The sequence below is a fragment of the Aquabacterium sp. genome (assembly GCF_044226965.1).
In the GTDB taxonomy this organism is placed as follows: Bacteria; Pseudomonadota; Gammaproteobacteria; order Burkholderiales; family Burkholderiaceae_C; genus Pseudaquabacterium.
Genome location: NZ_JBGAGA010000029.1, coordinates 42,789 through 69,124, shown reverse-complemented (window position 1 = coordinate 69,124; position 26,336 = coordinate 42,789). Strand labels below are relative to the sequence as shown.

Annotated in this window: 29 protein-coding genes; all 29 read left to right on the top strand. The window is 68.1% G+C overall.

Annotated features, from left to right (window positions below):
- Positions 1–79: 79 nt before the first annotated feature.
- Entirely contained in the window at positions 80–472 is a 393-nt protein-coding gene (locus ACILR4_RS14780; protein WP_395701608.1) for a hypothetical protein, read from the top strand.
- Between the two features lie 174 nt (positions 473–646).
- Positions 647–1,366 (top strand): hypothetical protein, encoded by a 720-nt coding sequence (locus tag ACILR4_RS14775; protein WP_298437839.1) that lies wholly within the window; start codon positions 647–649, stop codon positions 1,364–1,366.
- Positions 1,367–1,446: 80 nt separating this feature from the next.
- A complete protein-coding gene (locus ACILR4_RS14770; protein WP_298437841.1) occupies positions 1,447–2,163 on the top strand; it encodes an ABC transporter substrate-binding protein in 717 nt (238 codons plus the stop codon).
- A 293-nt stretch (positions 2,164–2,456) separates the two neighbouring features.
- A complete protein-coding gene (locus ACILR4_RS14765; protein ID WP_298437844.1) occupies positions 2,457–3,254 on the top strand; it encodes a GTPase in 798 nt (265 codons plus the stop codon).
- Positions 3,255–3,330: 76 nt separating this feature from the next.
- Positions 3,331–3,696, top strand: a complete 366-nt coding sequence (locus ACILR4_RS14760; RefSeq protein WP_298437849.1) for a DUF3085 domain-containing protein — start codon at positions 3,331–3,333, stop codon at positions 3,694–3,696.
- Positions 3,697–3,833: 137 nt separating this feature from the next.
- Positions 3,834–4,676, top strand: coding sequence for a phosphoadenosine phosphosulfate reductase family protein (locus ACILR4_RS14755; RefSeq protein ID WP_298437852.1), 843 nt, complete (start codon positions 3,834–3,836; stop codon positions 4,674–4,676).
- Positions 4,636–5,157 (top strand): XF1762 family protein, encoded by a 522-nt coding sequence (locus tag ACILR4_RS14750; RefSeq protein ID WP_395701607.1) that lies wholly within the window; start codon positions 4,636–4,638, stop codon positions 5,155–5,157. The genes ACILR4_RS14755 and ACILR4_RS14750 overlap by 41 nt, the downstream gene beginning before the upstream one ends.
- 323 nt (positions 5,158–5,480) lie before the next feature.
- Positions 5,481–6,044 (top strand): STY4534 family ICE replication protein, encoded by a 564-nt coding sequence (locus ACILR4_RS14745; protein WP_395701606.1) that lies wholly within the window; start codon positions 5,481–5,483, stop codon positions 6,042–6,044.
- Between the two features lie 111 nt (positions 6,045–6,155).
- Complete coding sequence (locus ACILR4_RS14740) at positions 6,156–6,785, top strand: DUF3275 family protein (RefSeq protein ID WP_395701605.1); 630 nt, start codon at positions 6,156–6,158, stop codon at positions 6,783–6,785.
- Between the two features lie 93 nt (positions 6,786–6,878).
- Positions 6,879–7,706, top strand: a complete 828-nt coding sequence (locus ACILR4_RS14735) for a DUF932 domain-containing protein (protein ID WP_395701604.1) — start codon at positions 6,879–6,881, stop codon at positions 7,704–7,706.
- A gap of 309 nt (positions 7,707–8,015) precedes the next feature.
- A complete protein-coding gene (locus ACILR4_RS14730; RefSeq protein ID WP_298428987.1) occupies positions 8,016–8,672 on the top strand; it encodes a hypothetical protein in 657 nt (218 codons plus the stop codon).
- 67 nt (positions 8,673–8,739) lie between these two features.
- Complete coding sequence (locus tag ACILR4_RS14725) at positions 8,740–9,858, top strand: DUF6094 domain-containing protein (RefSeq protein WP_395701603.1); 1,119 nt, start codon at positions 8,740–8,742, stop codon at positions 9,856–9,858.
- Positions 9,859–9,992: 134 nt separating this feature from the next.
- Complete coding sequence (locus ACILR4_RS14720; RefSeq protein WP_395701602.1) at positions 9,993–12,221, top strand: DEAD/DEAH box helicase family protein; 2,229 nt, start codon at positions 9,993–9,995, stop codon at positions 12,219–12,221.
- A 159-nt stretch (positions 12,222–12,380) separates the two neighbouring features.
- Positions 12,381–12,977 carry a PilL N-terminal domain-containing protein gene (locus ACILR4_RS14715; protein ID WP_298432646.1) on the top strand — a complete coding sequence of 199 codons (597 nt, stop codon included), beginning with the start codon at positions 12,381–12,383 and terminating at the stop codon, positions 12,975–12,977.
- Complete coding sequence (locus tag ACILR4_RS14710; RefSeq protein WP_298432649.1) at positions 12,974–13,618, top strand: hypothetical protein; 645 nt, start codon at positions 12,974–12,976, stop codon at positions 13,616–13,618. Before ACILR4_RS14715 ends, ACILR4_RS14710 begins: the two co-directional genes overlap by 4 nt.
- Before the next feature lie 9 nt (positions 13,619–13,627).
- Positions 13,628–14,350: a TIGR03759 family integrating conjugative element protein gene (locus ACILR4_RS14705; protein ID WP_298432652.1), complete on the top strand. Its 723-nt coding sequence runs from the start codon at positions 13,628–13,630 to the stop codon at positions 14,348–14,350.
- Positions 14,335–14,919 carry a transglycosylase SLT domain-containing protein gene (locus tag ACILR4_RS14700; protein ID WP_298432654.1) on the top strand — a complete coding sequence of 195 codons (585 nt, stop codon included), beginning with the start codon at positions 14,335–14,337 and terminating at the stop codon, positions 14,917–14,919. The genes ACILR4_RS14705 and ACILR4_RS14700 overlap by 16 nt, the downstream gene beginning before the upstream one ends.
- On the top strand, positions 14,916–15,470 hold the full coding sequence (locus ACILR4_RS14695) for an integrating conjugative element protein (protein ID WP_298432656.1): 555 nt from the start codon (positions 14,916–14,918) through the stop codon (positions 15,468–15,470). The genes ACILR4_RS14700 and ACILR4_RS14695 overlap by 4 nt, the downstream gene beginning before the upstream one ends.
- A 28-nt stretch (positions 15,471–15,498) precedes the next feature.
- On the top strand, positions 15,499–17,658 hold the full coding sequence (gene traD, locus ACILR4_RS14690; protein ID WP_324384418.1) for a type IV conjugative transfer system coupling protein TraD: 2,160 nt from the start codon (positions 15,499–15,501) through the stop codon (positions 17,656–17,658).
- Positions 17,655–18,404, top strand: coding sequence for a TIGR03747 family integrating conjugative element membrane protein (locus tag ACILR4_RS14685; protein WP_395701601.1), 750 nt, complete (start codon positions 17,655–17,657; stop codon positions 18,402–18,404). Before traD ends, ACILR4_RS14685 begins: the two co-directional genes overlap by 4 nt.
- A gap of 114 nt (positions 18,405–18,518) precedes the next feature.
- Positions 18,519–18,905: an RAQPRD family integrative conjugative element protein gene (locus ACILR4_RS14680; RefSeq protein WP_298432662.1), complete on the top strand. Its 387-nt coding sequence runs from the start codon at positions 18,519–18,521 to the stop codon at positions 18,903–18,905.
- Positions 18,902–19,141 (top strand): TIGR03758 family integrating conjugative element protein, encoded by a 240-nt coding sequence (locus ACILR4_RS14675; RefSeq protein ID WP_298432664.1) that lies wholly within the window; start codon positions 18,902–18,904, stop codon positions 19,139–19,141. Before ACILR4_RS14680 ends, ACILR4_RS14675 begins: the two co-directional genes overlap by 4 nt.
- A gap of 23 nt (positions 19,142–19,164) precedes the next feature.
- A complete protein-coding gene (locus ACILR4_RS14670; protein WP_127805064.1) occupies positions 19,165–19,530 on the top strand; it encodes a TIGR03745 family integrating conjugative element membrane protein in 366 nt (121 codons plus the stop codon).
- Between the two features lie 12 nt (positions 19,531–19,542).
- Positions 19,543–19,971: a TIGR03750 family conjugal transfer protein gene (locus ACILR4_RS14665; protein ID WP_298432666.1), complete on the top strand. Its 429-nt coding sequence runs from the start codon at positions 19,543–19,545 to the stop codon at positions 19,969–19,971.
- On the top strand, positions 19,968–20,660 hold the full coding sequence (locus ACILR4_RS14660; RefSeq protein WP_298432669.1) for a PFL_4703 family integrating conjugative element protein: 693 nt from the start codon (positions 19,968–19,970) through the stop codon (positions 20,658–20,660). Before ACILR4_RS14665 ends, ACILR4_RS14660 begins: the two co-directional genes overlap by 4 nt.
- On the top strand, positions 20,657–21,577 hold the full coding sequence (locus tag ACILR4_RS14655) for a TIGR03749 family integrating conjugative element protein (RefSeq protein ID WP_395701600.1): 921 nt from the start codon (positions 20,657–20,659) through the stop codon (positions 21,575–21,577). The genes ACILR4_RS14660 and ACILR4_RS14655 overlap by 4 nt, the downstream gene beginning before the upstream one ends.
- Positions 21,567–23,036 carry a TIGR03752 family integrating conjugative element protein gene (locus ACILR4_RS14650; protein WP_324384428.1) on the top strand — a complete coding sequence of 490 codons (1,470 nt, stop codon included), beginning with the start codon at positions 21,567–21,569 and terminating at the stop codon, positions 23,034–23,036. Before ACILR4_RS14655 ends, ACILR4_RS14650 begins: the two co-directional genes overlap by 11 nt.
- Complete coding sequence (locus ACILR4_RS14645; protein WP_127805054.1) at positions 23,017–23,451, top strand: TIGR03751 family conjugal transfer lipoprotein; 435 nt, start codon at positions 23,017–23,019, stop codon at positions 23,449–23,451. Before ACILR4_RS14650 ends, ACILR4_RS14645 begins: the two co-directional genes overlap by 20 nt.
- A complete protein-coding gene (locus ACILR4_RS14640; RefSeq protein WP_395701599.1) occupies positions 23,451–26,333 on the top strand; it encodes a conjugative transfer ATPase in 2,883 nt (960 codons plus the stop codon). The genes ACILR4_RS14645 and ACILR4_RS14640 overlap by 1 nt, the downstream gene beginning before the upstream one ends.
- Positions 26,334–26,336: the final 3 nt, after the last annotated feature.

Sequence of the window (26,336 nt, the reverse complement as noted above, 5' to 3'; positions counted from 1 at the left end):
CGCCGCCGACCACGCCCTGAAAACGGGCCGCTGGCAGCAGCGCCTCAACCCGTGATTCCAAACACCTGGAGCCCATGTCATGAACCGTGCCCTGCCTCAAGAGGTACTTGATCAGATCGAGCTGGAACACCAGCACTTCGTCGCCGCGCCCCAAGCCTTCTTCGAGGCGTGGAAGCGCGGTGCACGCATCGCCGGTGCCGAATGGTTCGGCGACGGCACCCGCGAGGGCCTGCAGCGTGCCACCACCAAGTGGGATCTGCGGCCCAAGCTGCTGATGCTCAACGACGCCCTCGGCGTCCTGAGCAGCGGCCAGCGGATGTTCCTGTCCGCGATGGTGAGCTTCTACAACGCCCACGAGGGCGGCGCGATGCTCAAGCGTTGCGGCTTCGAGGGTCTGTCCGACCTGGGCGGCCTCGATCTGGAACGGCGCAAGGTCATCGCCGACCTGACGCTCAACTACAACGGCTGGTGAGCCGCGCTGCGGCGCACCGACGTTCTTTTCTTCCGACCCCACGAGGGACATGCGTCCCGCCAGGGGCCATGTCCCTCCTTCCACCCGGAGCCCTTGCGGCCTCGGGATGTCCCTGCGGATGCCTTCGTCCGCCAGGGGCGAGGGCTCCGCGCCTTTCATCGCAAGGAGTCCTTCATGGCCAACACCTACTCCGACGCCACCGGCGTCCTCATTCTCGACCGGGTGACGCCGGTCATCTCCGCGTTGTTCGGCGCCTTTCGCCTCGATGCGAGCTATCCCGGCAACGGGAAGGCTTATATCGCTCGCCTCGCCGAGATCAACGATCCGCAATGGAGCGACGTGCTCGACGGTCTGCTGACGCTGGCCGCTCAGTTCGATCTGCCCGCACCGGACGACGCCGAAGGCGAGGATGGCGAAGACCGTGACGCCGAACTGTCGATGCCTGCCCTTATCGACCTGATCGCTCCGCGCTTCGGCGCCGACCAGAACCAAGACCTCGCCAATCTCATCGAGCACCACCCGTTTGAGGGCAGCGCAGACCTCAACGCGCTGTTCCTGATCGCCACGTGCTTCGACGACGGCCATCACCTGGTCGCCATCCAGCTCGAAGAATGCTGGCGTTGCAGCCGCCCACGGCTTTTCGAGTTCGGCGGTCATGGTTGCTTCATCAGCCACGAGCTGACGGTATCGAGCGAATCCACGCATGCGCTGCAACTCGGCGAGGAATTGCGCACCGCAATCCTGGCCGGCGACCTTGCGGCGGCGGCCAACCGAATTGCCAACGAAACGCTGGCGCTTCTGGCGGCCATCACCGACGACCAGGTTCGCGCACGCCTGCGCAGAACCGTTGCTGACCGCCTGCTCACCGACCCGTCCTCCGTCGCTGCCGGCTGACCGGCTACCACTTTATCCACCCGCTGGGGTTCAATCCCCAGCAGGGGATTGCCTCGGCCATCCCCTGCTGGAGAAATCCCATGTCCTACACCAACAACAATCCCTTTGTCCGCGGCTACGACGGCCTGTCCATCCAGCGGCTGCTCGCTATCTCCTATGACGACGACTGCCCGCTGACCTACCTGCCGTTGCATCCCTCGCAGTCGCATCTGCCGGACGGCCAGGTCGAACGGCGGACCTGCATCTTCTCGGACGACTTCGTGCTGATCACCGAGGACCAGGCGGTCCCCGATGAACTGGAGGCGCAATGCCGCAGCCACGGGCTCGCCCGCAACGTGGTCTACGCCGTCATGGCCCAGGAAGAAGGCAAGCCGCTGCACGTCGGCGACACCTACTCCGACGAGGCGGCCCGGGAAGTCGTGCGGCGCCTACGCTATGAAACTGGCTTCTACAGCCGGTGCTGGGAGATCAGCAGCGGGCACCTCGACGCCGAGGCGCATCGCTTCCTCGCCGAGCTGGCGGACATCGCCACGCCGACGCTGTTCCTGTTCATCGCTTTCCGCATCCCGTACAGCCCGGCGATCGGCGTGAAGCTGATCGCCACGCCCTGGACGGATGACAACCTGCGCGCGGTCGAAGGCATCACGGCCAGGCGGCTGATGCAGGAGCACCGCAGGAAGGGCATGCCGGAATCCCTCGTGCATGTGCTGCACCTGGCCGCACTCGCCGACGTGCGCATGCTGGTCTTCGATGCCGATGCGCAGGTGCTGGACGGACTGCCGATCTACGACGAATGACACCACCTTACGAGCCTCCACGCGGGGCTCGTTTTTTTTGGGAGAAGTCGGTGGCGGCGCAGTGCCGATTCCCTCGCGACGCTGGCCTGCGTCTGCCGCACGCTAATCGCATGTTCGCTGGCGTTGCCGGCAAGCATGCCCAGGCAGTCGAGACCTTCGAGGCTGCGGTGCGGTTCGCCGCGCTGGTTGTTTTTCCTTCCCCGGGGCGCATGTCGCGTCCATCCACCTCACCCCCAAGGGACACACCTCCCTTGCGGGCGGGAGTTCCTTGGATTGCCACAAGGAGTCTCCCAATGGATACCCAAGCCATCCGCGCACAGATGCCGACGCTGGTTCACGGCCACGTGCCTTCCAACGTCCGCAGCTTCAAGTTCAACATCTTCGACGGCCAGCCCAAGGTTTCGACGCTGGGCTTCCACATCGATCCCAAGCCTTTCGAGGGCAAGGTCATCGCCACCACCGACGAGGCCATCGTCGTCAAGACGCGGCGGGCCGAGTTCGCGGTGCTCGACAAGGCGCTCGTTACCGAGGTGCCCGACGAAGGCGTCAAGGTGCAGGTCGAGCCCTATGCGCGACGCCGTTTCGACGGCCTGCGCGCGGACACGCCCGAGGAAAGCACCGAGTTCACCGCCGGCGGCCAGCCTTACACGGTGAAGCGGCTCATCCTGGGCTCCGCGCCGGCCAAGCTGCCGATCCCCGCGCCGCAGTGCCCCGAGCTGCAGGAACTGATCCATCAACTGGAGCAGTTGCCCGCACCCGATGGCTTCCGGCGCGTCACCCACCTGCTGGTGGATGCCGGCGCGCGGGACTTCACGGTGGTCGATCCGAGCCCCAGCAACATCATCGCCACGCCGCCGGCCATCAGCTTCACGGTCGCTTCGGCGAAGTTCCAGGGGCAGGTCACGGTGCTGTACGAGCGCGGCCTCGACCTCTACGCGGTGGAGCTGCGCCGCGACGGCGAGCTGGCGGAACGGGTCGATGAAGTGTTCTTCGACACGCTGGGCCAGACGCTGGAGCGGCTGATCGACGACGGCACCTGGCGCCTCATCCGCGTGCAGCGCCTGTCTGGCAGCAAGCCGGTCTCGCACTGACCCCTCTGCGTCCCCATGCGGCTTCCCGTCCTCGCGGCGGGAAGCCTTCTTCTTGCATCCGCTGGAGATCACTTCCATGACTGTTCGATTCAAGGCCGCCGATTTGCGGCCCGTGCTGACCGAGGCGCTGGCCAACCAGTGCCGCGTCATCCTGGTCAAGGACCAGGGCGTCTATTTCATGGCCGAATGCGGCGAGCGTCGGCCCGATGGGCGACGCAAGACCATCGCCTACGCCGTTGGCTGTAACCCGGACGCCGATCCGTTCGACGACTGGTGGGAACTGGCGCGCGCCGAGTTCGGCGGCGACGACTTCGGCGAGTTCTTCGATTTGCACGATGGCGTGTTCGCGCGGCTTCTGCACAGCGAGGATGACCTCGAAGTCTCGGCCACCGCTACACACCTGTCGTTGCAGGTGGTGCCGCCGGCACAGTCCGGCCACTGACCGCCAGCCCTTCAAGCCTCCTCACGGAGGCTTCTTCTTTTGTGCCACGGCCGCAGCCGCGCGCACGCGCTTGTCTCCAGCCCCGATCGGGGCCGCCCACCGGCATCCGCCGGGGCCACCGACTGGAGACAGCCCGTATGCGCGACCCGTTCCGAATCGAATCCCCCACCTGCATCAGTTTCAGCGGCGGGCGCACCAGCGCGTACATGCTCTGGCGCGTGCTGCAGGCCAATGGCGGCTTGCCGGCCGACACGGTGGTCTGCTTCGCCAACACCGGCAAGGAGGTCGAAGCCACGCTGCACTTTGTGCGCGGCTGCGCCAAGCATTGGCAGGTGCCCATCCACTGGCTTGAATACCGGCCGACAGAACCGGGCTTCGCGGTGGTGGACTTCGATACCGCCAGCCGTAAGGGGGAACCTTTCGAGGCGCTGATCCGCAAGCGGCAGTACCTGCCGAATCCCGTGGCTCGTGGCTGCACCAGTGCCCTGAAGATCAGGACAATGCACCGCTTCCTGCGGCGGCAGGGCTGGACTGATTGGGACCAGTTCATCGGCATCCGCGCGGACGAACAGCGGCGCGTCGCCAAGATCAGGGCGCGCGGCCATTCCACCGAATCTACCCACGAAACCATGTGCATGCCGCTGGCCGAGGCCGGCGTGACCGTGCGCGACGTGTCCGCCTTCTGGCAGGCGCAGCCCTTCGACCTGGAGCTGCTCACCGTCAACGGCCGCACGCTCGAAGGCAACTGCGACCTGTGTTTCCTCAAATCCCGCGGCCAGCGTCTGGCACTCATCAAGTCCAGACCCGAGGCCGCGGTGTGGTGGATACGCATGGAGTCGCTGAACCTCGCCAGCCGCCCCAGCGGCGCGCGCTTCCGCAACGATGGTCCGAGCTACGCCGACCTGGCGCGCTTTGCGGCCGACCAGCGCGACCTGTTCGATGCCGCCGAAGAACCCATGGCCTGCTTCTGCGGCGACTGACGCGCGGGCCGTGCCGCCGCGGTTCGCCGTGAGGCCGCTGTCGCTGCGCGCGGCCAACGCCTTCGTGCAAGAACACCACCGGCATCACCGTCCTGTGCAAGGCGGCAAGTTCAGCCTGGCGGTCACGCTGGGCGACGGCGATGCGATGCCAAGCCGCATCGTCGGCGTGGTGATCGCGGGCCGCCCGGTGGCGCGGCACCTCGATGACGGCTGGACGCTCGAAGTCACGCGGCTGTGCACCGATGGCACGGCCAATGCCTGCAGCAAGCTCTATGCGGCTGCTGGCCGCGCGGCACGCACGCTGGGCTACACGCGCCTGATCACCTACACGCTGCCGGCCGAGGGCGGCGCCAGCCTGCGGGCGGCCGGCTGGCGCCTGGTCGGACAGCGCGGCGGCGGCAACTGTAACCGTGCGCGCCGGCCGCGGCGGGACACGCCCGAGGCGCTGCGCGTGCCCAAGCTGCTGTGGGAGGCGCCGTAGAGGCGAGCCTGGCGCTCGGCGCCAATGCGGACAGCCGCAGATGCCGATTACCGCTCGCGCGGGCGCGCGTCTGGCGCCACGCTGCCGCCATGTTCCGCTGACACCCGTCAGCAGCATGCCCAGGCAGTCTCGATCTTCAAGACTGCGACGCGGTTCCGACCGCGTTGATCAACCAGTTCGCTCCGGCATCCCAGCGCGAACGGCCATCGGTTCTCCCGATGGTGATGCCACCCAAGCTGTTCCTTCAACCCACGCGGGGGTTCCACACCTTCCCCGCCTTGGGTCGGGTGTGTCTCCGCCTCTTTGTTCTCAGGAGATTCACCATGACCATTTCCACCGAAAAGTCCTTCTTCGACCTGCACATCACCGGCCTCGGGTATCTCAATCGCATCCGCGAAGTGAAGCCCAAGAAAGGCGATACGTTCCTGGCCTGCGACATTGCGGCCCTCAACGGCCCCAGCGATGACGTTGCCTACGTGCGTTTCGATACGCGCGTCTCGGGCTCCGAAGCGCAGCACCTGGTGCGCCGCTGCATCCAAGCGGTCGATGCCGAGAAGAAGGTGATGATCGGCTTCCGCCTGGGCGACCTGTGGACCGACACCTTCACCTACTCCAAGGGCAAGCGTGCCGGCGAGCAGGGGGTGAGCCTCAAGGCCCGCCTGCTGTTTGTCAGTTGGATCAAGGTCGATGGCAAGCTCGTCTACAAGGCCGAGCCCAAGCCGACCGATGCCGACGACCGTGACGAACGCGACGCGCGCAACACGGATGTCCCCGCGACATCCGCCGAGCCGCAAGCCGCTGCGTCCGAGCCCGCCCGGCCCGCCGCCGAAGCTGCCGACGAAGCCGCTGTCGATGCCCCCGCATTGGAAGTTGCCGAGTCGTTCTGATCCGCAAGGCCCCGTTCCTCGGGGCCTTGTCTTCTCCCACTCGCGTGCGCATGCGCGCCGTCGCCATGACGGCCGTGTGCGTGTTCGCAGCTTCGTCCGCAGGAGTTCTTCATGATCACCATTCCAGGCCAATTGGCCATCAAGACCATCCACGGTCGCAACGGCGACTTCAACGTCGGCCGCCTCGCGACCTCCATCGGCGAGTTCGTCGTGAAGAACGCCGAACTCGATCAGTACGCCGAAGGCAAGTACGAGGGCGATTTCGCCATCGCGGAAATCCGCCCGTCCACGTACACCGCCAACGGCCGCATGGTCATCGAGATCCGCGCCTTGCTGGGCGGCATGACCTTGTCGGCCATCGACGCCCTGAGCCGCGACGACGCCAGCCGGCTGAGTCCGCAGGAAGTCGATCCGATCGACGAGGAAGCGCAGACCGCCACGCCGACGCCGACCACCGCCCCCAAGGCGGCCGGCCGGAAGAAGGCACGCAGCTCGCGCGACCCGCTGGTCGATACCACGCCGTTCGGCAGCGAACCGGCTATTGCGTCTGCCGATGCTTCGGCCAATGCGGACGACGACGGCGACGCGGCCCTGTTCGGCGCGCTCTGGCCGCTGGGCGATGTCGTCAAGCTCGATGCCACCGTGGATCGGCGTGTACTGCGTCAGCAGCGCGACCGCCTCGGTGATCTTGGCTACGAGTTCGCTCCGCTGTCCCAGGACTGGCACCTCGCCAGGGTCTGATTCCCACCGCCGCCATGCGCGGCATTCCACCACCCACCGGGGTTCCTCCCCGGTGGGGCGGGGCTCCGGTCTCTTTTTCCCAAGGAGATCGTCATGCAACTTGCATCCCGCTTCGCTTATCGCTCGCCAGTGCTGCGCTCAAGTCACCCGCTGTCGGATGAGCAGATTCGCATCGTGGCCCCTTCTATCTTTGCGGACACCCCGCACGAAAGCCGCTCCGAACGGTACAGCTACATCCCCACGGCGGCTGTGCTGACCGAACTGCGCAAGGAAGGTTTCCAGCCGTTCATGGTGTGCCAGACCCGCGTGCGACACGAGGATCGCCGCGACTACACCAAGCACATGCTGCGCCTTCGCCACGCCAGTCAGATCAACAGCGCCGAGGCGAACGAGATCATCCTGCTTAATTCGCACGACGGCACCAGCAGCTACCAGATGCTGGCGGGCATGTTCCGCTTCGTCTGCCAGAACGGGCTGGTGTGCGGCGACACCTTCGCCGACGTGCGCGTACCTCACAAGGGCAACGTCACCGATCACGTGATCGAAGGCGCCTACGAGGTGCTGCACGGCTTCGAGAGGGTGCAGGACTCGCGCGACGCCATGCGTGTCATCACGCTCGACGACGGCGAGGCCGAAGTCTTCGCCAGATCGGCGCTGACCCTCAAGTACGACGATTCGGGCAAGGCATTGCCCATCACAGAGACCCAGATCCTGCGGCCCCGTCGCTTCGACGACAACTGCGCCGATCTGTGGTCGGTCTTCAACCGAATCCAGGAGAACCTGGTCAAAGGCGGCCTGGCCGGCCGCGCCGCCAACGGGCGCCAGCAGCGCACGCGCCCCGTTCAGGGCATCGACCAGAACGTCCGGCTCAACCGGGCGCTGTGGCTGCTCGCGGATGGCTTGCGCCAGCTCAAAGCCTGACCCACAAGCGGATCGTGTCCATGCGGCATGGTCCGCTTTTTTCTTTGGTGGGTGAGTCTCAGGCAAACAGGGGTGCGCTGCGCGGCGGATTTTCGCTGCCGTAAACCACCCGCCTGGGCGCAGGCTACGCTCATGTCCGTCGGCGCTGCCGACAACATGCCCAGGTAGCCCAGACCTTCAAGGCTACGGTGCGTTGCGACGCACGGTCTGATTCTTCGCCACGACGCTCACCGCGTTTTCTTCCATCCCCCTGGGGCAGTGACTGCCCTCGCGGGTGGTGCTGTCTCCGCTCACTTCGAGGACATCACCATGCCTGCACCTTCTTCCCCCAAGACGCTCTATCGCATCGACGAATGCCCCGACCTGATGGCCGATGGCGTCGTCGGTGACGAGAACGGCAACCTGGTCTTCATCTCCCTCTGGGCGCGCGACACCGCCGTCCAGGAATTCCTGGCTCGCCTCACCCTGGGCCGGGACGAACAGGGACTGGATCAGCTCCACGTCATCACCGAGCAGGGCGCGAGCATCCCGGTATTCGTCGGCAACGTCGATAACCTGGAAAAGCGCAGCGCACGCGCCTACCGGCGCACGCTGTTCGGCTCGCTGACCAACATCTGGCTGTTCGACCGGCGCTGCGTCAAGCCCGACAAGGCCAACGCCAGCGCGCTGGCGCTCCTGCCTCGCGATTCCACGCACCGGCTCGACCGGCTGTGGAAGCTGGTGCGGGACACCTGCCCGCTGCCGCTTCTCGATCCCTGGCGCGAACCCGTGCTGGAACTGCTGCAGGCGAAGTCGATGCTGACGCGCCTGCCGTTCGCCCTCGGGGCTCTGGAAGGCCATCGGCTCGCCATCGACGTGCCGACGCTGACCCAGGTGCTGGGCGGCCTGATCCGCAGCGGCGCGCTCGTCGCCGGCACGCCCGCCAGCCGTATCCCCTCGGCGCAACCGCTCGAAGCGGTGGCTTGAGGTTCCTTCACCGGACATGCACGCGCGTATGTCCGCATCCCTTCATCCCTAATGCCAGGAGATTGCCATGGCCCTCATGTTCCCGCGGCTCGCCCGCAACTTCGTCAAGAACGGGTACTTCCCCACGGATGAACCCACGCTCGAAAGAGCACTCGCCGCGCTGGCGCCCGCCGAATCCTCGAACGGGCCGCTGTGCATCATCGATCCCTGCGCCGGCGAAGGCGTGGCGATCGCCGAAGCCGCGCACGCCCTCGGGCGCGAGCAGGTCCAGGCCTTTGCCGTCGAGTACGAGGCCGAGCGTGCACGCCATGCCCGGCAACTGGTCGATCGCTGCATCCACGGCGACCTGATGGACACGCTGATCAGCCGGCAGAGCTTCGGCCTGCTGTGGCTCAACCCGCCGTATGGCGACCTGTCCAAGGACACCAACGGCAATGTCGGCTACCAGGGCCAGGGCCGCGCCCGGTTCGAAAAGCTGTTCTATCAGAAGGCGCTGCCGCTGCTGCAATACGGCGGCGTGCTGATCTACATCGTGCCGCACTACGTGCTCGACGCCGAGCTGGTCGGATGGCTGACCCGGCACTTCGCCGATCTGCGCATCTACCGCGCGGTGGAAGCGCAGTTCAAGCAGGTGGTGATCTTCGGCCGCCGTATTCGTCAGCGCGACCAAGCATCGGATTCGGTCAAGGCCACGCGCGCGCTGCTGCTGCAGATCGGGCAAGGCGACGCCGAAGCCGAGGAGCTGCCGGTCGAATGGCCGTTCCTGCCCTACACGGTGCCTGCCAGCCCGGCCGAGCCGGAGCACTTCTACCGCGTAACGATGGAACCCGAGCAGTTCGCCGAGGAAGTCGGCCGGCTGCAAGGGCTCTGGCCGACGCTCGATACGCACCTGGGCGCCGCGCAGCAATCGCTGCGGCCTCCGGCGCGGGCCTTGTCGCACTGGCATCTTGCCTTGGCGCTTGCTGCTGGCGCGATCTCCGGCGTGGTGAAGTCCAAGACGGGCCGCGTGCTCGTCGTCAAGGGCGACACCCACAAGGAGAAGACGCTGCAGACGGAATACACCGAACGCGACGACGGCTCCGTGGCCGAGACGCGCATCCTGACCGACAAGTTCGTGCCGGTCATCCGTGCCTGGGACATGACACCAGGCTCGCCGACCTGCGGCGAGGTGTTGACCATCCGCTGATCGCTGTTCCCTGACGGTTCGCCGTCGATCTGTTCTTCCACTGCGGCTTCGCGCCGTTCTTCTCTTCCCACCCCGGGGCATGCCATCGCCCCCGCAGGGGGAGGTGCATGCCCCATCTTCTTTGGAGCATCACCATGTCCCTCGATACCGACGTTGTTCCCGCTGCCGACGGCACGCCCGCCCAGGGCGACCTGCTCGAAGCGGCCGCTTCTCCCTTGGCCTTGAGCCTTCAGGATTTCGTCGCCGAGTTCGGCGACGAGCTACTGGATTCGCTCAACCGCGCCAATCCACCCGTCTACACCGGCCAAGCCCGACCGCATCGCCAGCTCGTGCTGGCCAGTCTCAAGCGCAAGCTGTTCCAGGCGCAGGCCGAGGTGGTGCATGCCGTCACCGAACTGCTGGCCGATCGTGGCGAACGCGCCGCGATCGTCAATGGCGAGATGGGATGCGGCAAGACGACCGTCGGCATCGCCACGGCCGCCGTGCTGCACGCCGAAGGCTACCGCCGCACCCTGGTGCTATCGCCGCCCCACCTGGTCTACAAGTGGCGCCGCGAAATCCAGGAGACGGTGGCCGGTGCAAAGGTCTGGGTGCTCAACGGCCCGGACACGCTGGTCAAGCTCATCAAGCTGCGCGAGCAGTTGGGCGTGCAGGCGCGCGGCCAGGTCTTCAACGTGCGGCGCACGCGACACGGCGATGTGGGCGCATGCCCGGACTGCGGCCAGGTCATCACCAACCTCGACGGCGAGCCGATCAACCCGGTCGAACTCGAAGCCGAGGACTACCGCCGCCGGTGCAGCCATTGCGCCGCACCGCTGTGGACGCTGATGCGACCCAGGAGCCTGTCCGCCAGCGACCAGTCCACGGCCGTCTTCAAAGCCTTGCAGCGCATCCCGACCATCGGGGAAGTCACCGCGCAGAAGCTGATGCGCAAGTTCGGCGACTCCTTCCTGGCGTCGATGCTCGGCGACAACATCCACGAGTTCATCAACCTCATGGATGGCAACGGCGAGCTGGTCTTCTCGGATCGCCAGGCGCACCGCATGGAGCGGGCGATGGCGAACATGGAGTTCGGCTTCGGCGAGGGCGGCTACCAGCCGTCCGAGTTCATCAAACGCTACCTGCCGCAAGGCACGTTCGACCTGCTCATCGCCGACGAGGCGCACGAGTACAAGAACGGTGGCAGTGCCCAGGGCCAGGCCATGGGCGTGCTCGCAGCGAAGGCGCGCAAGACCTTGCTGCTCACCGGCACGCTGATGGGCGGCTACGGCGACGATCTTTTCCACCTGCTGTTCCGAGCCCTGCCGGGACGAATGATCGAAGACGGCTACCGCCCGACCAAGAGCGGCAGCATGACCTCGGCCGCGATGGCGTTTATGCGCGATCACGGCGTCCTCAAGGACATCTATTCCGAGAGCACGGGCACGGCGCACAAGACGGCCAAGGGCAACAAGGTCTCGGTGCGCACGGTCAAGGCGCCGGGCTTCGGCCCGAAAGGCGTGCTGCGTTGCGTGCTGCCGTTCACGGTCTTCCTCAAGTTGAAGGACATCGGCGGCAATGTGCTGCCGTCCTACGACGAGGAGTTCCGCGAGGTGGCGATGGACACGGCGCAGGCCGCGGCCTATCGAGACCTGTCGGGCCGGCTGACCACAGCGCTGAAGCAGGCGCTGGCGAAACGCGACACGACGCTGCTCGGTGTGGTCCTCAACGTGCTGCTGGCCTGGCCGGATTGCTGCTTCCGGTCAGAGACGGTGGTGCACCCGCGCACGCGCCAGACCTTGGCCTTCGTTCCGGCTCAGTTCAACGAGCTGGAGGTGATGCCCAAGGAGCGCGAGCTGATCGAGATCTGCAAGCAGGAGAAGGCTGCGGGTCGCAAGACGCTGGTCTATTCGGTCTACACCGGCACGCGCGACACCACGTCGCGCCTGAAGGTGCTGCTGGAGCAGGAAGGCTTCAAGGTGGCGGTGCTGCGCGCGAGCGTGGATGCCTCCCGCCGCGAGGACTGGATCGCCGAGCAGTTGGACCGCGGCATCGATGTGCTCATCACCAATCCCGAGCTGGTCAAGACGGGACTGGACCTGTTGGAGTTCCCGACGATCGTGTTCATGCAGTCGGGCTACAACGTCTACAGCCTGCAGCAGGCGGCCCGGCGCTCGTGGCGCATTGGCCAGAAGCAGCCGGTTCGCGTGATCTACCTCGGCTACGCGGCTTCCTCGCAGATGACCTGCCTGGGGCTGATGGCACGGAAGATCATGGTCTCGCAAAGCACGTCGGGAGACGTGCCCGAATCGGGACTGGATGTGCTGAATCAGGACGGTGATTCCGTCGAGGTGGCACTGGCCCGGCAGCTCGTCGCGGCCTGATCCACCCACCCATGCCGGCTGCCCTTTGGGGCGCCGGCTTCTTTTTTCTGCGCCACTGCGCCACGCCATGAAGTCGGGCGCATGCCAGTTCCCTTTGTTTGCTGCCCGAACGCTCTGCGGCGGCGATGGTGAGGGCTCCGTGTTCCAGGGAACTGCACCATGCAATCACTCACCTGCGTCGCCCATGGCCTGGTTGTGCCCGCCTTGCTCACCGGCTGCATGCTCATCACCGGCTGCGCCGCCACCGGCGCGGCGAATGCCCCGACGGCCACCGCCGTGCCGCCCGAGCCGGTCTTGTCGGCCAGGGTCATCTACCCGGAACCCGAGCCGACCCTGATCCCGGTCGCCCGCTATGGGCGCTACACGCTGGTCGAGCTGGTGTCGGAACCGGCGCAGCGCGACCTGACGCGACAGGTGATCGAGGTTTCGATTCCGCCGACCTTCGATGCGAACGTCGGCGATGCCCTGCGGCACGTGCTGCTGCGCACCGGCTACCGGCTCTGCGACACGACTGAGGCTGCGGCGCTGTACACGCTGCCGCTGCCGGCGGCGCATCTGCGGCTCGGGCCGCTGTCGCTGCGCGATGCCCTGCTGGCACTCGCCGGCCCGGCCTGGGAACTGTCCGTCGATGACGCTTCGCGCGCGGTGTGCTTCACGCGCGTGACGGCAGCGCGCTCCGCTGGCCGCGTCGCCGCCGTCCCCGCACCCGGCACGACGGAAGCCGAACCCGCGCAGCCCCAGGAGGCCCAACCATGAACATCCCGCAACTTCCCACCGAAGGCGCCGACCGCGCGCGCTGGCTGAAGATCGCTGCGGCCGCCTGGCTGCTGCTCGTGAGCGTGCTGGCCGTGGTCAACAGCGTGGGCCTGTCGCGCCTGAGCGAGCAAAGCCAGGCCAGTGCCCAGGATGCCCACATGCAGGCACTCAACACGCGCGTCGCTGAACTCGAACAGCAGTCCGCAGCCTCGAAGAGCCAGCCCAAACCCGTCACCCAGCCGGACTTCGAGGCCGCCCGCAAGGCGCTTGACGAACGGCTGTCGCAAGTGGAGCAGGCCCAAACCGCGGACAACCGTGCCGGCAACCTGCAGGCGCTGCAGGCCCGCATGGGCGACATCGAGGCCCGCCTGAAGAAAGCCGCTACACCTGTCGCGGCGCCCCGGCGCACCGCCGAGGCGGTTAAGCCCAAGGCGCCGGAGCCGCCGTTCAGCGTCGCAGGCCTGGAACTGCGCGGCGGCGAGCGCTTCCTGTCGATCGCGGCGCCGGGCGTGGCCGCCGTGCGCGAATTGCGACTGCTGCGCGAAGGCGATGCCATCGGCGCCTGGCAATTGCAGGTCATCGAGGCGCACGCCGCCGTGTTCCGCGTCGACGGCCAAACGCAGCGCATCGTGCTGCCGTAGGAGCCGGCCATGAAACCAGTCGCGATCGGTCTTGCCGCCATCCTCACTGTCGTCGCGGGTGCTGCCTCGGCGCAGTCGGCGCCGGTTGCGTCCTCGCGCACGGTTCCCGCCCAGGTCCAGAACAGCGCTGACGCCGCTCTGGACGAGCGCCTGGCGCGCGATTGGGGCCTGCGGCCGGAGGAATGGGCGCGCTACCGGCAACTGATGCAGGGACCGCTGGGCATCTATTCCCCGAACCTCGATCCGCTCACTGCCCTGGGCATCGAAGCGCGCAGCGACGAGGAACGCAACCGCTATGCCGAGCTGCAGGTTCAGGCGGAATCGAAGCGCGTGGGCAAGACGCTGGCCTACCAGCGGGCCTACGACGCCGCCTGGAAGCGGCTCTATCCGGGCCAGCAGCGCGTGGACATGCCGGGTGCGAAGGCGCCGGGCGCCGGCAACCGGGGTTCGGGCCGGCTGGCGGTTTTCGTGAAGGCCGAGTGTCCGCCGTGCGAGCAGCGCGCGCGCCAGTTGCAGGCGGCCGGCACCGCCTTCGATCTCTACATGGTCGGTAGCCGCCAGGACGACGCCCGCATCCGCCAATGGGCGACGCAGGCTGGCATCGACGCCGGCCGCGTGCGCTCGCGCGCCATCACGCTCAACCATGACGCCGGGCGCTGGCTGTCGCTTGGCCTGCCCGGCGATCTGCCCGCCGTGGTGCGCGAGGTCAACGGCCAATGGCAGCGGCAGTAACCCACCGCGCGGGCTGCGCGGCCCTGGTCCTCGGCCTCAGCGCCCATGCCGCCATCGCCTTCGGCCAAGAAGTGCCACCACCGGCCTACCAGCTCGCCGCCCAGCAGGCGGGCGTGCCATCGCCGGTGCTCTACGCGTTGGCGCTGCAAGAGAGCGGCGCACGGCTGCGCGGCCGGCTGATCCCCTGGCCGTGGACGCTCAACGTCGCCGGCCGCGCCGAACGCTACGCGACACGCGCCGATGCCTGCGCAGGCATCCGCCGGGCGCTGGCACGCACGCCGGCCAATCGCATCGACGCCGGTCTCGGTCAGGTCAACCTCGGCTACCACGCGCACCGCTACGCGCATCCCTGCGATCTGCTCGACCCCTACCGCAACCTCGCCATCGCCGCGGAAATCCTGCAAGAGCAGCACACGCCGGGCGAGGACTGGCTGGTCGCCATCGGCCGCTACCACCGCCCCGCAGGCGGTGCGCCGGCCGCCCGCTACCGCCGCAGCGTCCACCAGCACCTGACCCGCGTGCTCGGGCCGGGCGCTTCACTTCCCTCTGCCCGGAGTTCCATGCCATGAACCGCATCCTCCTTGCCGCGACCGCGGCGCTGCTGGCCGCCACCGCCGACGCGCAGGATCGCGGCCCCGCCACCAAGAGCAGTTCCCCGCCGCTGATCGTGGTCGAGGACAAGGGCGGCACCTCGGCGCTGCCGTACTACCGGGCCTTGAACCCGCAGGATACGCAGCCAGGCCAACCGACCACGCTGCAACCAGTACCCCGCATCGGCAGTCCTGCCAAAGCCGAGGCGGCCATGTTGCCCGTGCGGTCGGCGCGGCTCACACCGGGCGACGAGCCGCGCCGCGTGATCCGCGCGCCGGGCCTGACGCCGCTGTTCCTGGTCGGTGACGACGACCGCTCGCGCGCCTGGCTCAAGCAGCGGCGCGTGGAGCTGCAAGCGCAGCGCGCCGTGGGCCTAGTGGTCAATGTCGCAACACCCGAGGCACTGGCCGCGCTGCGCCGCCTCGCGCCGGGTCTGGTGCTGTCCCCGGCCTCGGGCGACGACCTGGCACACCGCCTGGGCATCAAGCACTACCCGGTGCTGATCACCGCCACAGGCATCGAGCCCTGACGCGGTAGAGCCAGGTGAAGCGCCCACCATGGCCCACTCCCAAGCCGTCGAAGTCTTGCTGCGGCCAGCGGTGGAGCTTTACACCGTCGCGGTCTGTGCGGGCGCCGCGCTTCTGTGCCTGGTGGCCCCGTGGTCGCTCGCGCTGAGCCCCTTGCTCGGCCTGGGCAGCGCGCTGGCCTTCCTGACCTTCGGTGCGATCCGCTTCCGGGACGCCTGGGCGATCCTGCGCTACCGGCGCAACATCCGGCGCCTGCCGCGCTACGTGATGACCAGCCGCGACGTGCCGGTCAGCCAGCAGCGGCTATTCGTCGGCCGGGGTTTCCGCTGGGACCAACGCCACACGCACCGGCTGATGCAGACCTACCGGCCGGAGTTCCGCCGCTATGTCGAACCGACGGCGATCTATCGGGCGGCACGGCACTTCGAGGAGCGCCTGGAGTTCGCACCGTACCCCCTGTCCAAGCTGGCGAAGGCCCTGGCCTGGGACAGCCCGCTCAACCCGGCGCGGCCGCTACCGCCAGTCGGTGGTCTGCCGCGCCTGCACGGCATCGAACCGCACGAGGTTGACGTCACCCTGCCTTTGGCCGAGCGCGTCGGCCATTCGCTGGTGCTCGGCACCACCCGCGTCGGCAAGACCCGCCTGGCCGAACTGTTCATCACCCAGGACATCCGCCGCAAGGTGGGCGGCCAGCACGAGGTCGTGATCGTCTTCGACCCCAAGGGCGACGCCGATCTGCTCAAGCGCATGTACGTGGAAGCCAAACGCGCCGGACGCGAAGGCGAGTTCTACGTCTTCCATTTGGGCTGGCCGGACATCAGCGCCCGCTACAACGCCGTGGGGCGGTTCGGGCGCATCAGCGAAGTCGCCACGCGCATCGCGGGCCAGCTCTCCGGTGAAGGCAATTCGGCCGCCTTCAGGGAGTTCGCGTGGAGGTTTGTCAACATCATCGCTCGTGCTCTGGTCGAGCTGGGGCAGCGGCCCGACTACCTGCTGATCCAGCGCCACGTCATCAACATCGATGCGCTGTTCATCGAGTACGCCCAGCACTACTTCGCCAGGAGCGAGCCGAAAGCCTGGGAGGTCATCGTCCAGCTCGAAGCCAAGCTGAACGACAAGAACATCCCGCGCAACATGATCGGGCGGGAGAAGCGCGTCGTCGCGCTGGAGCAGTACCTCTCGCAGGTGCGCATCTACGACCCGGTGCTTGACGGGCTGCGCAGCGCGGTGCGCTACGACAGGACGTACTTCGACAAGATCGTGGCGTCGCTCCTGCCGCTGCTGGAGAAGCTGACCACCGGCAAGATCGCGCAGTTGCTCGCGCCGAACTACTCGGACCTGGGCGACCCGCGGCCGATCTTCGACTGGATGCAGATCATCCGGAAGCGGGCCGTGGTCTATGTCGGGCTGGATGCGTTGTCGGACGCTGAGGTCGCGGCCGCAGTGGGAAATTCCATGTTCAGCGATCTGGTGTCGGTCGCCGGGCACATCTACAAGTTCGGTATCGACGATGGCCTGCCGGGCGCGTCGGCAGGCGTGAAGGTGCCGATCAACGTGCACGCCGACGAGTTCAACGAGCTGATGGGCGACGAGTTCATTCCGATGGTCAACAAAGGCGGCGGCGCCGGGGTGCAGGTCACGGCCTATACGCAGACCATGAGCGACATCGAGGCCCGCATCGGCAACCGCGCCAAGGCCGGCCAGGTCATCGGGAACTTCAATAACCTGTTCATGCTGCGCGTGCGCGAGACCATCACGGCCGAGCTGCTGACGCGGCAACTGCCCAAGGTCGAGGTCTACACGACAACGGTGATGAGCGGTGCCACCGACAGTTCCGACCCGACCGGCAACACCGCGTTCACGTCCAACACGCAGGACCGCATCAGCAGCAACAGCGTTCCGCTGATCGAACCGGCACACGTCGTCGGCTTGCCCAAGGGGCAGTGTTTTGCGCTGATCGAGGGCGGCCACCTGTGGAAGGTGCGCATGCCCTTGCCGGCGCCCGATCCCGACGAGGCCATGCCCAAGGATTTGCAGGAGCTGGCCGGCTACATGCGCCAGCACTACGTCGAGGCCGGCGACTGGTGGGACAGCAAGGGGCTTCCCGGCCTGCAGGATCAGGCGCTGCCCGACGATCTGCTGGCGGACTTCAAGCAGATGGCGAGCGTGGATGAAGGGGCCGCGGCATGAGCGACCCCGCCGTCGCCGTCCAGCGCCAGCAGGTCCGCCAGCAGGGCCTGATCGCGGGGCTGGTCACGCTGCCGTTCCGGCTGTTCGGCGTGCTGTGTGGCTCGCTGCTGCTGTGCATCGTGATCGAGTGCATCGGCATGCACTTCTTCTGGCCCGAGCAGGGCTGGCGCCACGCGCAGGGCATGCTGAACTACGAGCTGTCACAGGTCTCGGAGCATTTCACGCGCAGCGTGCTGGTGCAGGAACCGGGGCGCAGTGCACGGCAGCTCGTCGAGTGGGCCTACCAAGGACTGTTCGTGAAGACGGGACTGCTGGACTGGATACGCGATGCCGCCTCGCAATCCCGTGCCGGCGCCCACAGCCAGGTGCAGGACTTCCGCCACTACCTCGGACAGGTCTACGTGCACGTGGAGAGCTACCTGATCGCCTCGGCCTACACCGTGTTGGTGTTCCTCGTGCGGCTGCTGGTGCTGATCCTGATCCTGCCGCTGTTCGTGATGGCTGCTTTCGTCGGCCTGGTCGATGGGCTGGTGCGCAGGGACGTGCGCGGCTTCGGCGCCGGGCGCGAATCGGGCTTCGTCTATCACCGGGCCAGGGCGAGCCTGATGCCGCTGGCGGTGCTGCCCTGGGTCACGTACCTCGCGCTGCCGGTCAGCGTGCATCCGCTGCTGATCCTGCTGCCCAGCGCGGCGCTGCTGGGCGTTGCCGTGGCCATCTCCGCGGCCACCTTCAAGAAGTACCTGTAGGCGCGTCGTTCCTTGCGCTGCCGGAAAGCGGTGGCGGGCCGGTTCCGATTGATTGCAGCGCCGGAAGACCGGGCGTTCGAGCATGAGCCATCCGCATCCCCGGAGAACGGCTCGATGGAAACCTTCCGCAGTCCTGCGCATGTCCGGCGCCACGCCATCGCCGCGCTATTGGCCGCGCTCCTGCTCGCCGCTGCGGGGCTTCAGCCGGCCGTCGCTGCCGATGCCGCCGACAACGCCGCAGAGCGCGAGATGCTCGCCGCGGTAACGCGCCAGCTCGAACTGCTGGATCGCCTCGCCGAGCGTGGAGCCACCACCGCACCGCAGGAGCGCGCCCGCTACCACTTCGACTACGCCCGGCTGCGCGCCGACCTGCAGCGCATGCGCGCAGGCTTGCGGGACTACCTCGTTCCCCAGCGCGCCCAGCCGCGCGATCCCGTGCCGCTGGCCGGCGACTACACGCGAAGCGGCGCGGCCAGCGACAAGGAGGCGCCGTCGCCATGACGCCTTCCGCCGATCAGGTCGCCGCCTTCCAGGCCAACGGCGGGGTCGCGCCCGCGGCCGTCTCCACCGTCGTGCTCGGTTTCGTCTTCGCCGTTCTGCTGCTGTGGGGCGTGTGGGCGATGCGCACCGCCTATGTCGGCTGGGCCGAGCACCACCTGACCCAACGCCAGTTCCTCGGCGTCATCGTGCGCTTCGTCGCGATGTACCTGGTGCTGGGCTTCTTCCTCCTGTCCTGACCACCATGAAAGGGTGTATCACCATGAACGCTTCGCTGATTCCTCGTCGCCCCGCTGCGCGCATCGCAGCCATGCTTGCCCCGCTGGGCCTCGCTGCCACGCCGCTCGTCTCGCTGGCGGCCCTGCCCACCTTGGAAGACCCGTCGCGCGGCACCGGCAGCGGCATCATGCAGACGCTGCAGAACTACGGCTACGACATCGTGCTGCTGATCGCGCTGCTCGTGGTCGCCTCGATGTTCGTCGGCGTCTGCTACCACGCCTACACGCGCTACGCGGAGATCCACACCGGCCGCGCCACCTGGGGCCAGTTCGGCCTGACGGTGGCGGTCGGCGCGATCCTCCTGGTCGTCGGCATCTGGCTGCTGACCAAGGCCACCGGCGTGCTGTAAGGGCCGGCAACCATGGCTGGCGCCCTGGAGAGCCCGCCGCGCGACGGGCTCGTGACCTTTATGCCGCATCGCCTGAACCGCCATCCGGTGGTCGTGCGCGGGCTCACGGCCGACGAGCTGTGGGTCTGCGCCGGCCTGTCGGGCGCGGTCGGGTTCGTGGCCGGCGTGCCGCTGGCCTGGCTGACCCACAGCATTGCGATGGTGCCCACGCTGGTCGTCGCCGGCATCGGCATCGGCGTCTTCGTGGGCGGCGGTCTGTTGCGGCGGTGGAAGCGCGGCCGGCCTGACACCTGGCTGTACCGCCAGCTTCAGTGGCGGCTCGCGCTGCGCTACCCCGCGCTGGCGGCCCACACGGGCGGTGGGCAACTCATCACCCGCTCGGGCTGGTGGTCCACGCGGCGCCTGCGGCCCAACCCGTCCCTGCGTCGAGGTACAGCATGAGCCGATTCAAGAACGAGGTCGCGCACCTGCAGGCGCATGTGAAGACCTTGCGCCTGGCCGGCGCCGCGCTGTTCGTGGTGGCGCTGCTACTCGGCTTCGGCTGGTGGAGCGCACCCAAGAGCCTGACCATCCACGTGCCGCCCGACCTGCGCTCGGGCAGCACCCGCAAGTGGTGGGACGTGCCGCCGGAGAGCGTCTACGCCTTCACCTTCTACATCTGGCAGCAGGCCCAACGCTGGCCGACCAACGGCGAGCAGGACTACCCGCGCAACCTGCATGGGCTGTCGGCCTACTTCACGCCGAGCTGCCGGGCCTTCCTGCAGCAGGACTACGAATTCCGGCGCAGCAACGGTGAGTTGCGCCAGCGCGTGCGCGGCATCTACGAGATTCCCGGCCGCGGCTACGGCGACGATCCCGCCGCGCGCGTGCGCACCGTGTCGGCGAACGACTGGATCGTCACGCTGGACGTGAGCGCCGACGAGTACCTGGGCGCCGAGCAGGTCAAGCGCGCACTCGTGCGCTACGCGCTGAAGGTCGTGCGCATCGACATCGATCCCGAGCGCAATCCCTTCGGCCTCGTTCTGGACTGCTATGCACGTGCGCCCGAGCGCATCGAAACCCCGCCGCCCCCGGCGCCAGCCGCCAAGCCCGCCAGCCCCGGTGCCAATCTGCAGGGAGACACCCCATGAAGCGCTGCTTCCTTCCGGCCCTGGCCGGCGTCCTGTTGTGCCTGGGTTTCGTGCCCGCGGGCCATGCCATCGAAATCCTGCGCTGGGAGCGCCTGCCGCTGGCGGTGCCGCTCGTGGTCGGCCAGGAGCGCGTGGTCTTCATCGAGCGCAACGTGCGCATCGGCGTGCCGGCCGGCGTCGGCGAGCAGTTGCGCGTGCAGAGCGCCGGTGGCGCGATCTACCTGCGCGCCAGCGCGCCCATCCCGCCCACGCGGCTGCAACTACAGGACGTGGAATCCGGCGCGCTGATCCTGCTGGACATCGCCGCCGAGCCGGCCAAGACGGGCCAGCCTGCGCTCGAACCCGTGCGCATCGTCGAGGGCGATGTGCCGGCCACCCGCTACAGCGAGCCGGCCAGCCCCTCGGCCACCGTGGACGACGATGCGCAGCGCCCGACACCAGCCGCCCGCCGCGCAACGCCGGTGGCCGTGGTGCTGACGCGCTACGCGGCGCAGAACCTGTACGCGCCGCTGCGCACCGTGGAGCCCATGGCCGGCATCGGCCGCGTCAACCTGCGCCGCAACCTCGCGCTGGACACCTTGCTGCCCACGCTGCCGGTGCGCGCGCAGGCGCTGGCCGCGTGGCGGCTCGAAGACCAGTGGGTGACGGCCGTGAAGCTCACCAACACCTCCGGGCGCTGGCTCGATCTCGACCCGCGGGCGCTGCAGGGCGACTTCCTCGCCGCGACCTTCCAGCACCCGACCCTGGCGCCGGCCGGCCGCGCGGCCGACACCACCGTGGTCTATCTCGTCACCCGTGGCCACGGCCTGGCCGAGTCGCTGCTGCCCAAGGTGGCGCCGATCGACGCGACGGTGAACCTGCCTCCGGCGGCGGCGGCCGGCCAGGCCGAAGGAGGAGGAGCGCGCGATGAAAAGTAACCCCCTCCTGAAGTGGCTGCTGATCCCGATGGCGCTGGTGCTGGTGTTCGTCGGCATCAAGCTCTTCTCGGGCGAGCGCAGCGCCAGGCCGGCACCTCCCGGCAGCGCCAACCCGCTCACGCCCGAAGAGATGAAGGCGCTGGGCATCGAAGGCGATACGCCGCGCGATACCGTCGCCACGCTGGTGGCCCAGGTCAAGCAGTTGCGCAACGAACTGCAGACGGCGCTCAACGATAACAAGAACCAGAAGACCGAGAACGAACGCATGCGCGCGAGGGAAAGCGCGATCGACCAGCGCATCCAGTCCGCGCTCGACGGCGAGCGCGGCCGCCTGCAGCAGGACCGCGAGCAGTTGGCCGGCGACCGCCAGCAGACCCAGGGCCTGCTGCAAGACCTGCAGCGGCGCCTGGACGGCCTCTCCGGCAAGAGCGGCCAGGCCGACCTGCCGGTGGGCCTCGGGCTGGAGGAAGGAGACGGCAAGAACTTCGGCGGCAACCAGAGCGGCAGTGCGCGCAACACCAACGGCACGCGCTGGGTGGAGCCGGACGATGCGAAACCCTCGGCGAAGAACGGCAGCAGCGGCGGCTTGAACTTCCCGACCAGCTTCGGGCCGGCGCAGAAGACGCTTTCCGACACGGCCGACGGCGTGGCAAGCACCGTCGCGGATGCGGGCAGCCGCGCCGTGGGCGCGTCGGCCAAGCCGGTCTACACGGTGCCGTCGAACTCGACGCTGATGGGCTCGATCGCGATGACGGCGCTGATCGGCCGCGTGCCAATCGACGGCACGGTCAACGATCCGTATCCTTTCAAGGTGCTGATCGGCCCCGACAACCTCACCGCCAACGGCATCGACATCCCCGACGTGGCCGGTGCGGTGGTCAGCGGCACGGCCTCGGGCGACTGGACGCTTTCCTGCGTGCGCGGCCAGATCCGCTCGGTCACGTTCGTCTTCAACGACGGCACGATCCGCACCGTGCCGGAGGACGGCAATCGGAATCGGAGCAGCGGCAGTCAGGGCAACAGCGCGAACAGCACGACGCAGGGCGGCCTGGGCTGGATCAGCGACCCCTACGGCATCCCGTGCGTCTCGGGCGAGCGGCGCAGCAACGCGCAGCAGTACCTGGGTTCGCAGGCGCTGATCACCGCGGCCGGCGCCGGCGCGGCCTCGCTGATCAAGTCGGACAACGGCAGCGTGGCCGTGGTCGCCAACAGCAACGGCTCGCTCGGCACCGTCGGTATCAGCGGCAACGAGGCGATGGGCCGCATCCTGGCCGGCGGCGTGCGTGACATGGCCGATTGGGTCAACAAGCTCTACGGGCAGGCCTTCGCCGCGGTCTACGTGCGGCCCGGCGCCAAGGTCGCCGTGCATCTGGAGCAGCCGCTCAACATCGACTACGACGCCAAGGGGCGGCGGGTCAATCACCGCATCGGAGGCGCCCATGCGTCGGATTTGGATTGAATCGGCCGCGGCCCTGTGCGCGGTCATGGTGCTGGGCGGCTGCGCGACCAGCAAGGACGAGCTGCTGCCGCACGGCGAGCACACCATGCTCGACGTGTGGAACCAGGAGACGGGCGGCAGCGCCGGTGGCGGACAGGCGGCGCGGCAACTGCTCGATGCGCGTCAGGGCCTGCGCCGGCCGCTGACCGAGGCCGACGTGCAGGCGGCGCCCGCCGCCGCTGCCGCCTACACGCGCACCGCGGCCAACGAGATTTACCGCCAGTTCCACCGGCTGCCGAACCCGGACCTGGTGATGTACGTGTTCCCGCACCTGGCCGGCACCGACCCGGTGCCGGTGCCCGGCTACACCACCGTGTTCCCGCTCTACCAGCGCGTGCAGTACGCGATGCCCGGCGAGCGCCTGGAGGACTACTGATGGCCTGGTCGTTGCCCTGGGCACGCAAGGCCGCCACGCCTGCCGGCCCCGACCTGGATGCCGATGACGCCTGGGCGCAGCATGTCTCGACGCTGGCCGCGCACGGTATTCCCGAGCCCGGTAGCGCGGTGGGCGGCCAGCCGCGCCGGCCGGCCACCGAGGCGGACTTGCAGGCGCTCTACGGCGTGGCGCCGTCCTTCGCCGACCTGCTCCCCTGGGTGGAGTACCTGCCCGATTCCAAGAGCTTGCTGCTGGAGGACGGACAGTCGGTGGCGGCCTTCTTCGAGCTGGCGCCGGTCGGCACCGAGGGTCGCGAGATGGCCTGGCTGTGGCAGGCGCGCGATGCGTTGGAGAACGCGCTGCAGGACTCGTTCGACGAACTCGACGAGAACCCCTGGGTGGTGCAGCTCTACGCCCAGGACGAAGCAACCTGGGACAACTACCTGCGCGGGCTCACGAACTACGTGCGGCCGCGCGCTCAGGGCAGCGCCTTCACCGAGTTCTACCTGCGCTTCTTCGGGCATCACCTGCGTGCGATCGCCAAGCCCGGCGGCCTGTTCGAGGACACGACGGTGACGCGCCTGCCGTGGCGCGGCCAGGTGCGGCGCGTGCGCATGGTGGTCTACCGGCGCGCGAGTGCGTCTGGCGCGTCCCGGCGCGGCCAGTCTCCCGAGCAGGCGCTGACGACGATCTGCGACCGGCTCGCAGGTGGCCTCGCCAACACGGGCGTGAAGGCCCGGCGCATGGAGGCGAGCGACATCCACGACTGGCTGCTGCGCTGGTTCAACCCGCACCCCACGATGCTTGGCCCCGCCGCCGCCGACCGCGAACGGTTCTACGCGCTGACCCGCTACCCCGAGGAAGCCGAGCAAGGCGGGATTGAGCTGGCCAGCGGCGACTTCGCGCAGCGCCTGTTCTTCGGCCAGCCGCGCTCGGACGTGGCGAACGGCACCTGGGTCTTCGACGGCATGCCGCACCGGGTCATCGTGATGGACCGCCTGCGCATGCCGCCCGCCACGGGCCACGTCACCGGCGAGACGCGCAAGGGCGGCGACGCGGTCAACGCGCTGTTCGACCAGATGCCCGAGGACACGGTGATGTGCCTGACGGTCGTCGCGACGCCGCAGGACGTGCTCGAAGCGCACCTGAACCACCTGAGCAAGAAGTCGGTCGGCGAGACGCTGGCCTCGGAGCAGACGCGCCGCGACGTGCAGGAAGCGCGCGGGCTGATCGGCAGCGCGCACAAGCTGTACCGCGGCGCGCTGGCTTTCTACCTGCGCGGGCGCGACCTGGCGCAGCTCGACGCCCGCGGCCTGCAACTGGTCAACGTCATGCTCAACGCCGGCCTGCAGCCGGTGCGCGAGGAAGACGAAGTGGCGCCACTCAACAGCTACCTGCGCTGGCTGCCGTGCGTGTTCGACCCGGCCGCCGACAAGCGCCAGTGGTACACGCAACTGATGTTCGCTCAGCACGCGGCGAACCTCGCGCCGGTGTGGGGCCGCAGCCAGGGCACCGGCAATCCGGGCATCACATTCTTCAACCGCGGCGGCGGGCCGATCACCTTCGACCCGCTGAACCGGCTCGACCGGCAGATGAACGCTCACCTGTTCCTGTTCGGTCCCACCGGCTCGGGCAAGAGCGCCACGCTCAACAACATCCTGAACCAGGTGACGGCGATCTACCGGCCGCGGCTGTTCATCGTCGAGGCGGGCAACAGCTTCGGCCTGTTCGGCGACTTCGCGGCGCGGCTGGGCATGAAGGTGCATCGCGTCAAGCTGGCCCCCGGTGCCGGGGTGAGCCTCGCGCCGTTCGCCGACGCCCACCGGCTGGTCGAAACGCCCAGCCAGGTGCAGACGCTGGATGCCGACGCCCTGGACGAGGACCGCGACGAGGCGGCACAGGCAGCGGATGCCGACGAGCAGCGTGACGTGCTGGGGGAACTGGAAATCACCGCGCGGCTGATGATCACCGGCGGCGAGGACAAGGAAGAGGCGCGCATGACGCGCGCCGACCGCAGCCTGATCCGCCAGTGCATCCTCGATGCGGCCCAGCGTTGCGTGGCCGACCAGCGCACCGTCCTCACGCGCGACGTGCGCGATGCGCTGCGCGAGCGCGCCCGCGATACGGCACTGCCCGAGGTGCGGCGCGCGCGGCTGCTGGAAATGGCCGACGCGATGGATATGTTCTGCCAGGGCGTGGACGGCGAGATGTTCGACCGGCCCGGCACGCCCTGGCCCGAGGCCGACATCACCATCGTCGATCTGGCGACCTTCGCACGCGAGGGCTACAACGCGCAGCTTTCCATCGCCTACATCAGCCTCATCAACACGGTCAACAACATCGCCGAGCGCGACCAGTTCCTCGGCCGGCCGATCATCAACGTGACGGACGAGGGGCACATCATCACCAAGAACCCGCTGCTTGCGCCCTACGTCGTCAAGATCACGAAGATGTGGCGCAAGCTCGGCGCCTGGTACTGGCTGGCGACGCAGAACATCGACGACCTGCCCAAGGCCGCCGAGCCCATGCTCAACATGATCGAGTGGTGGATCTGCCTCTCGATGCCGCCCGACGAGGTGGAGAAGATCGCGCGCTTCCGCGAGCTGAACGCGGCGCAGAAGGCGCTGATGCTGTCGGCCCGCAAGGAGGCCGGCAAGTTCAGCGAGGGCGTGATCCTTTCCAAGAGCATGGAGGTGCTGTTCCGTGCGGTGCCGCCCAGCCTGTACCTGGCGCTGGCTCAGACCGAGCCGGAGGAGAAGGCCGAGCGTTTCCAATTGATGCAGCAGTACGGCATCGGCGAACTGGACGCCGCTTTCAAGATCGCCGAGAAGATCGACCGCGCCCGCAGCATCGAGCCGCTGGCGCTCGATGCGCTGGCGTGACGG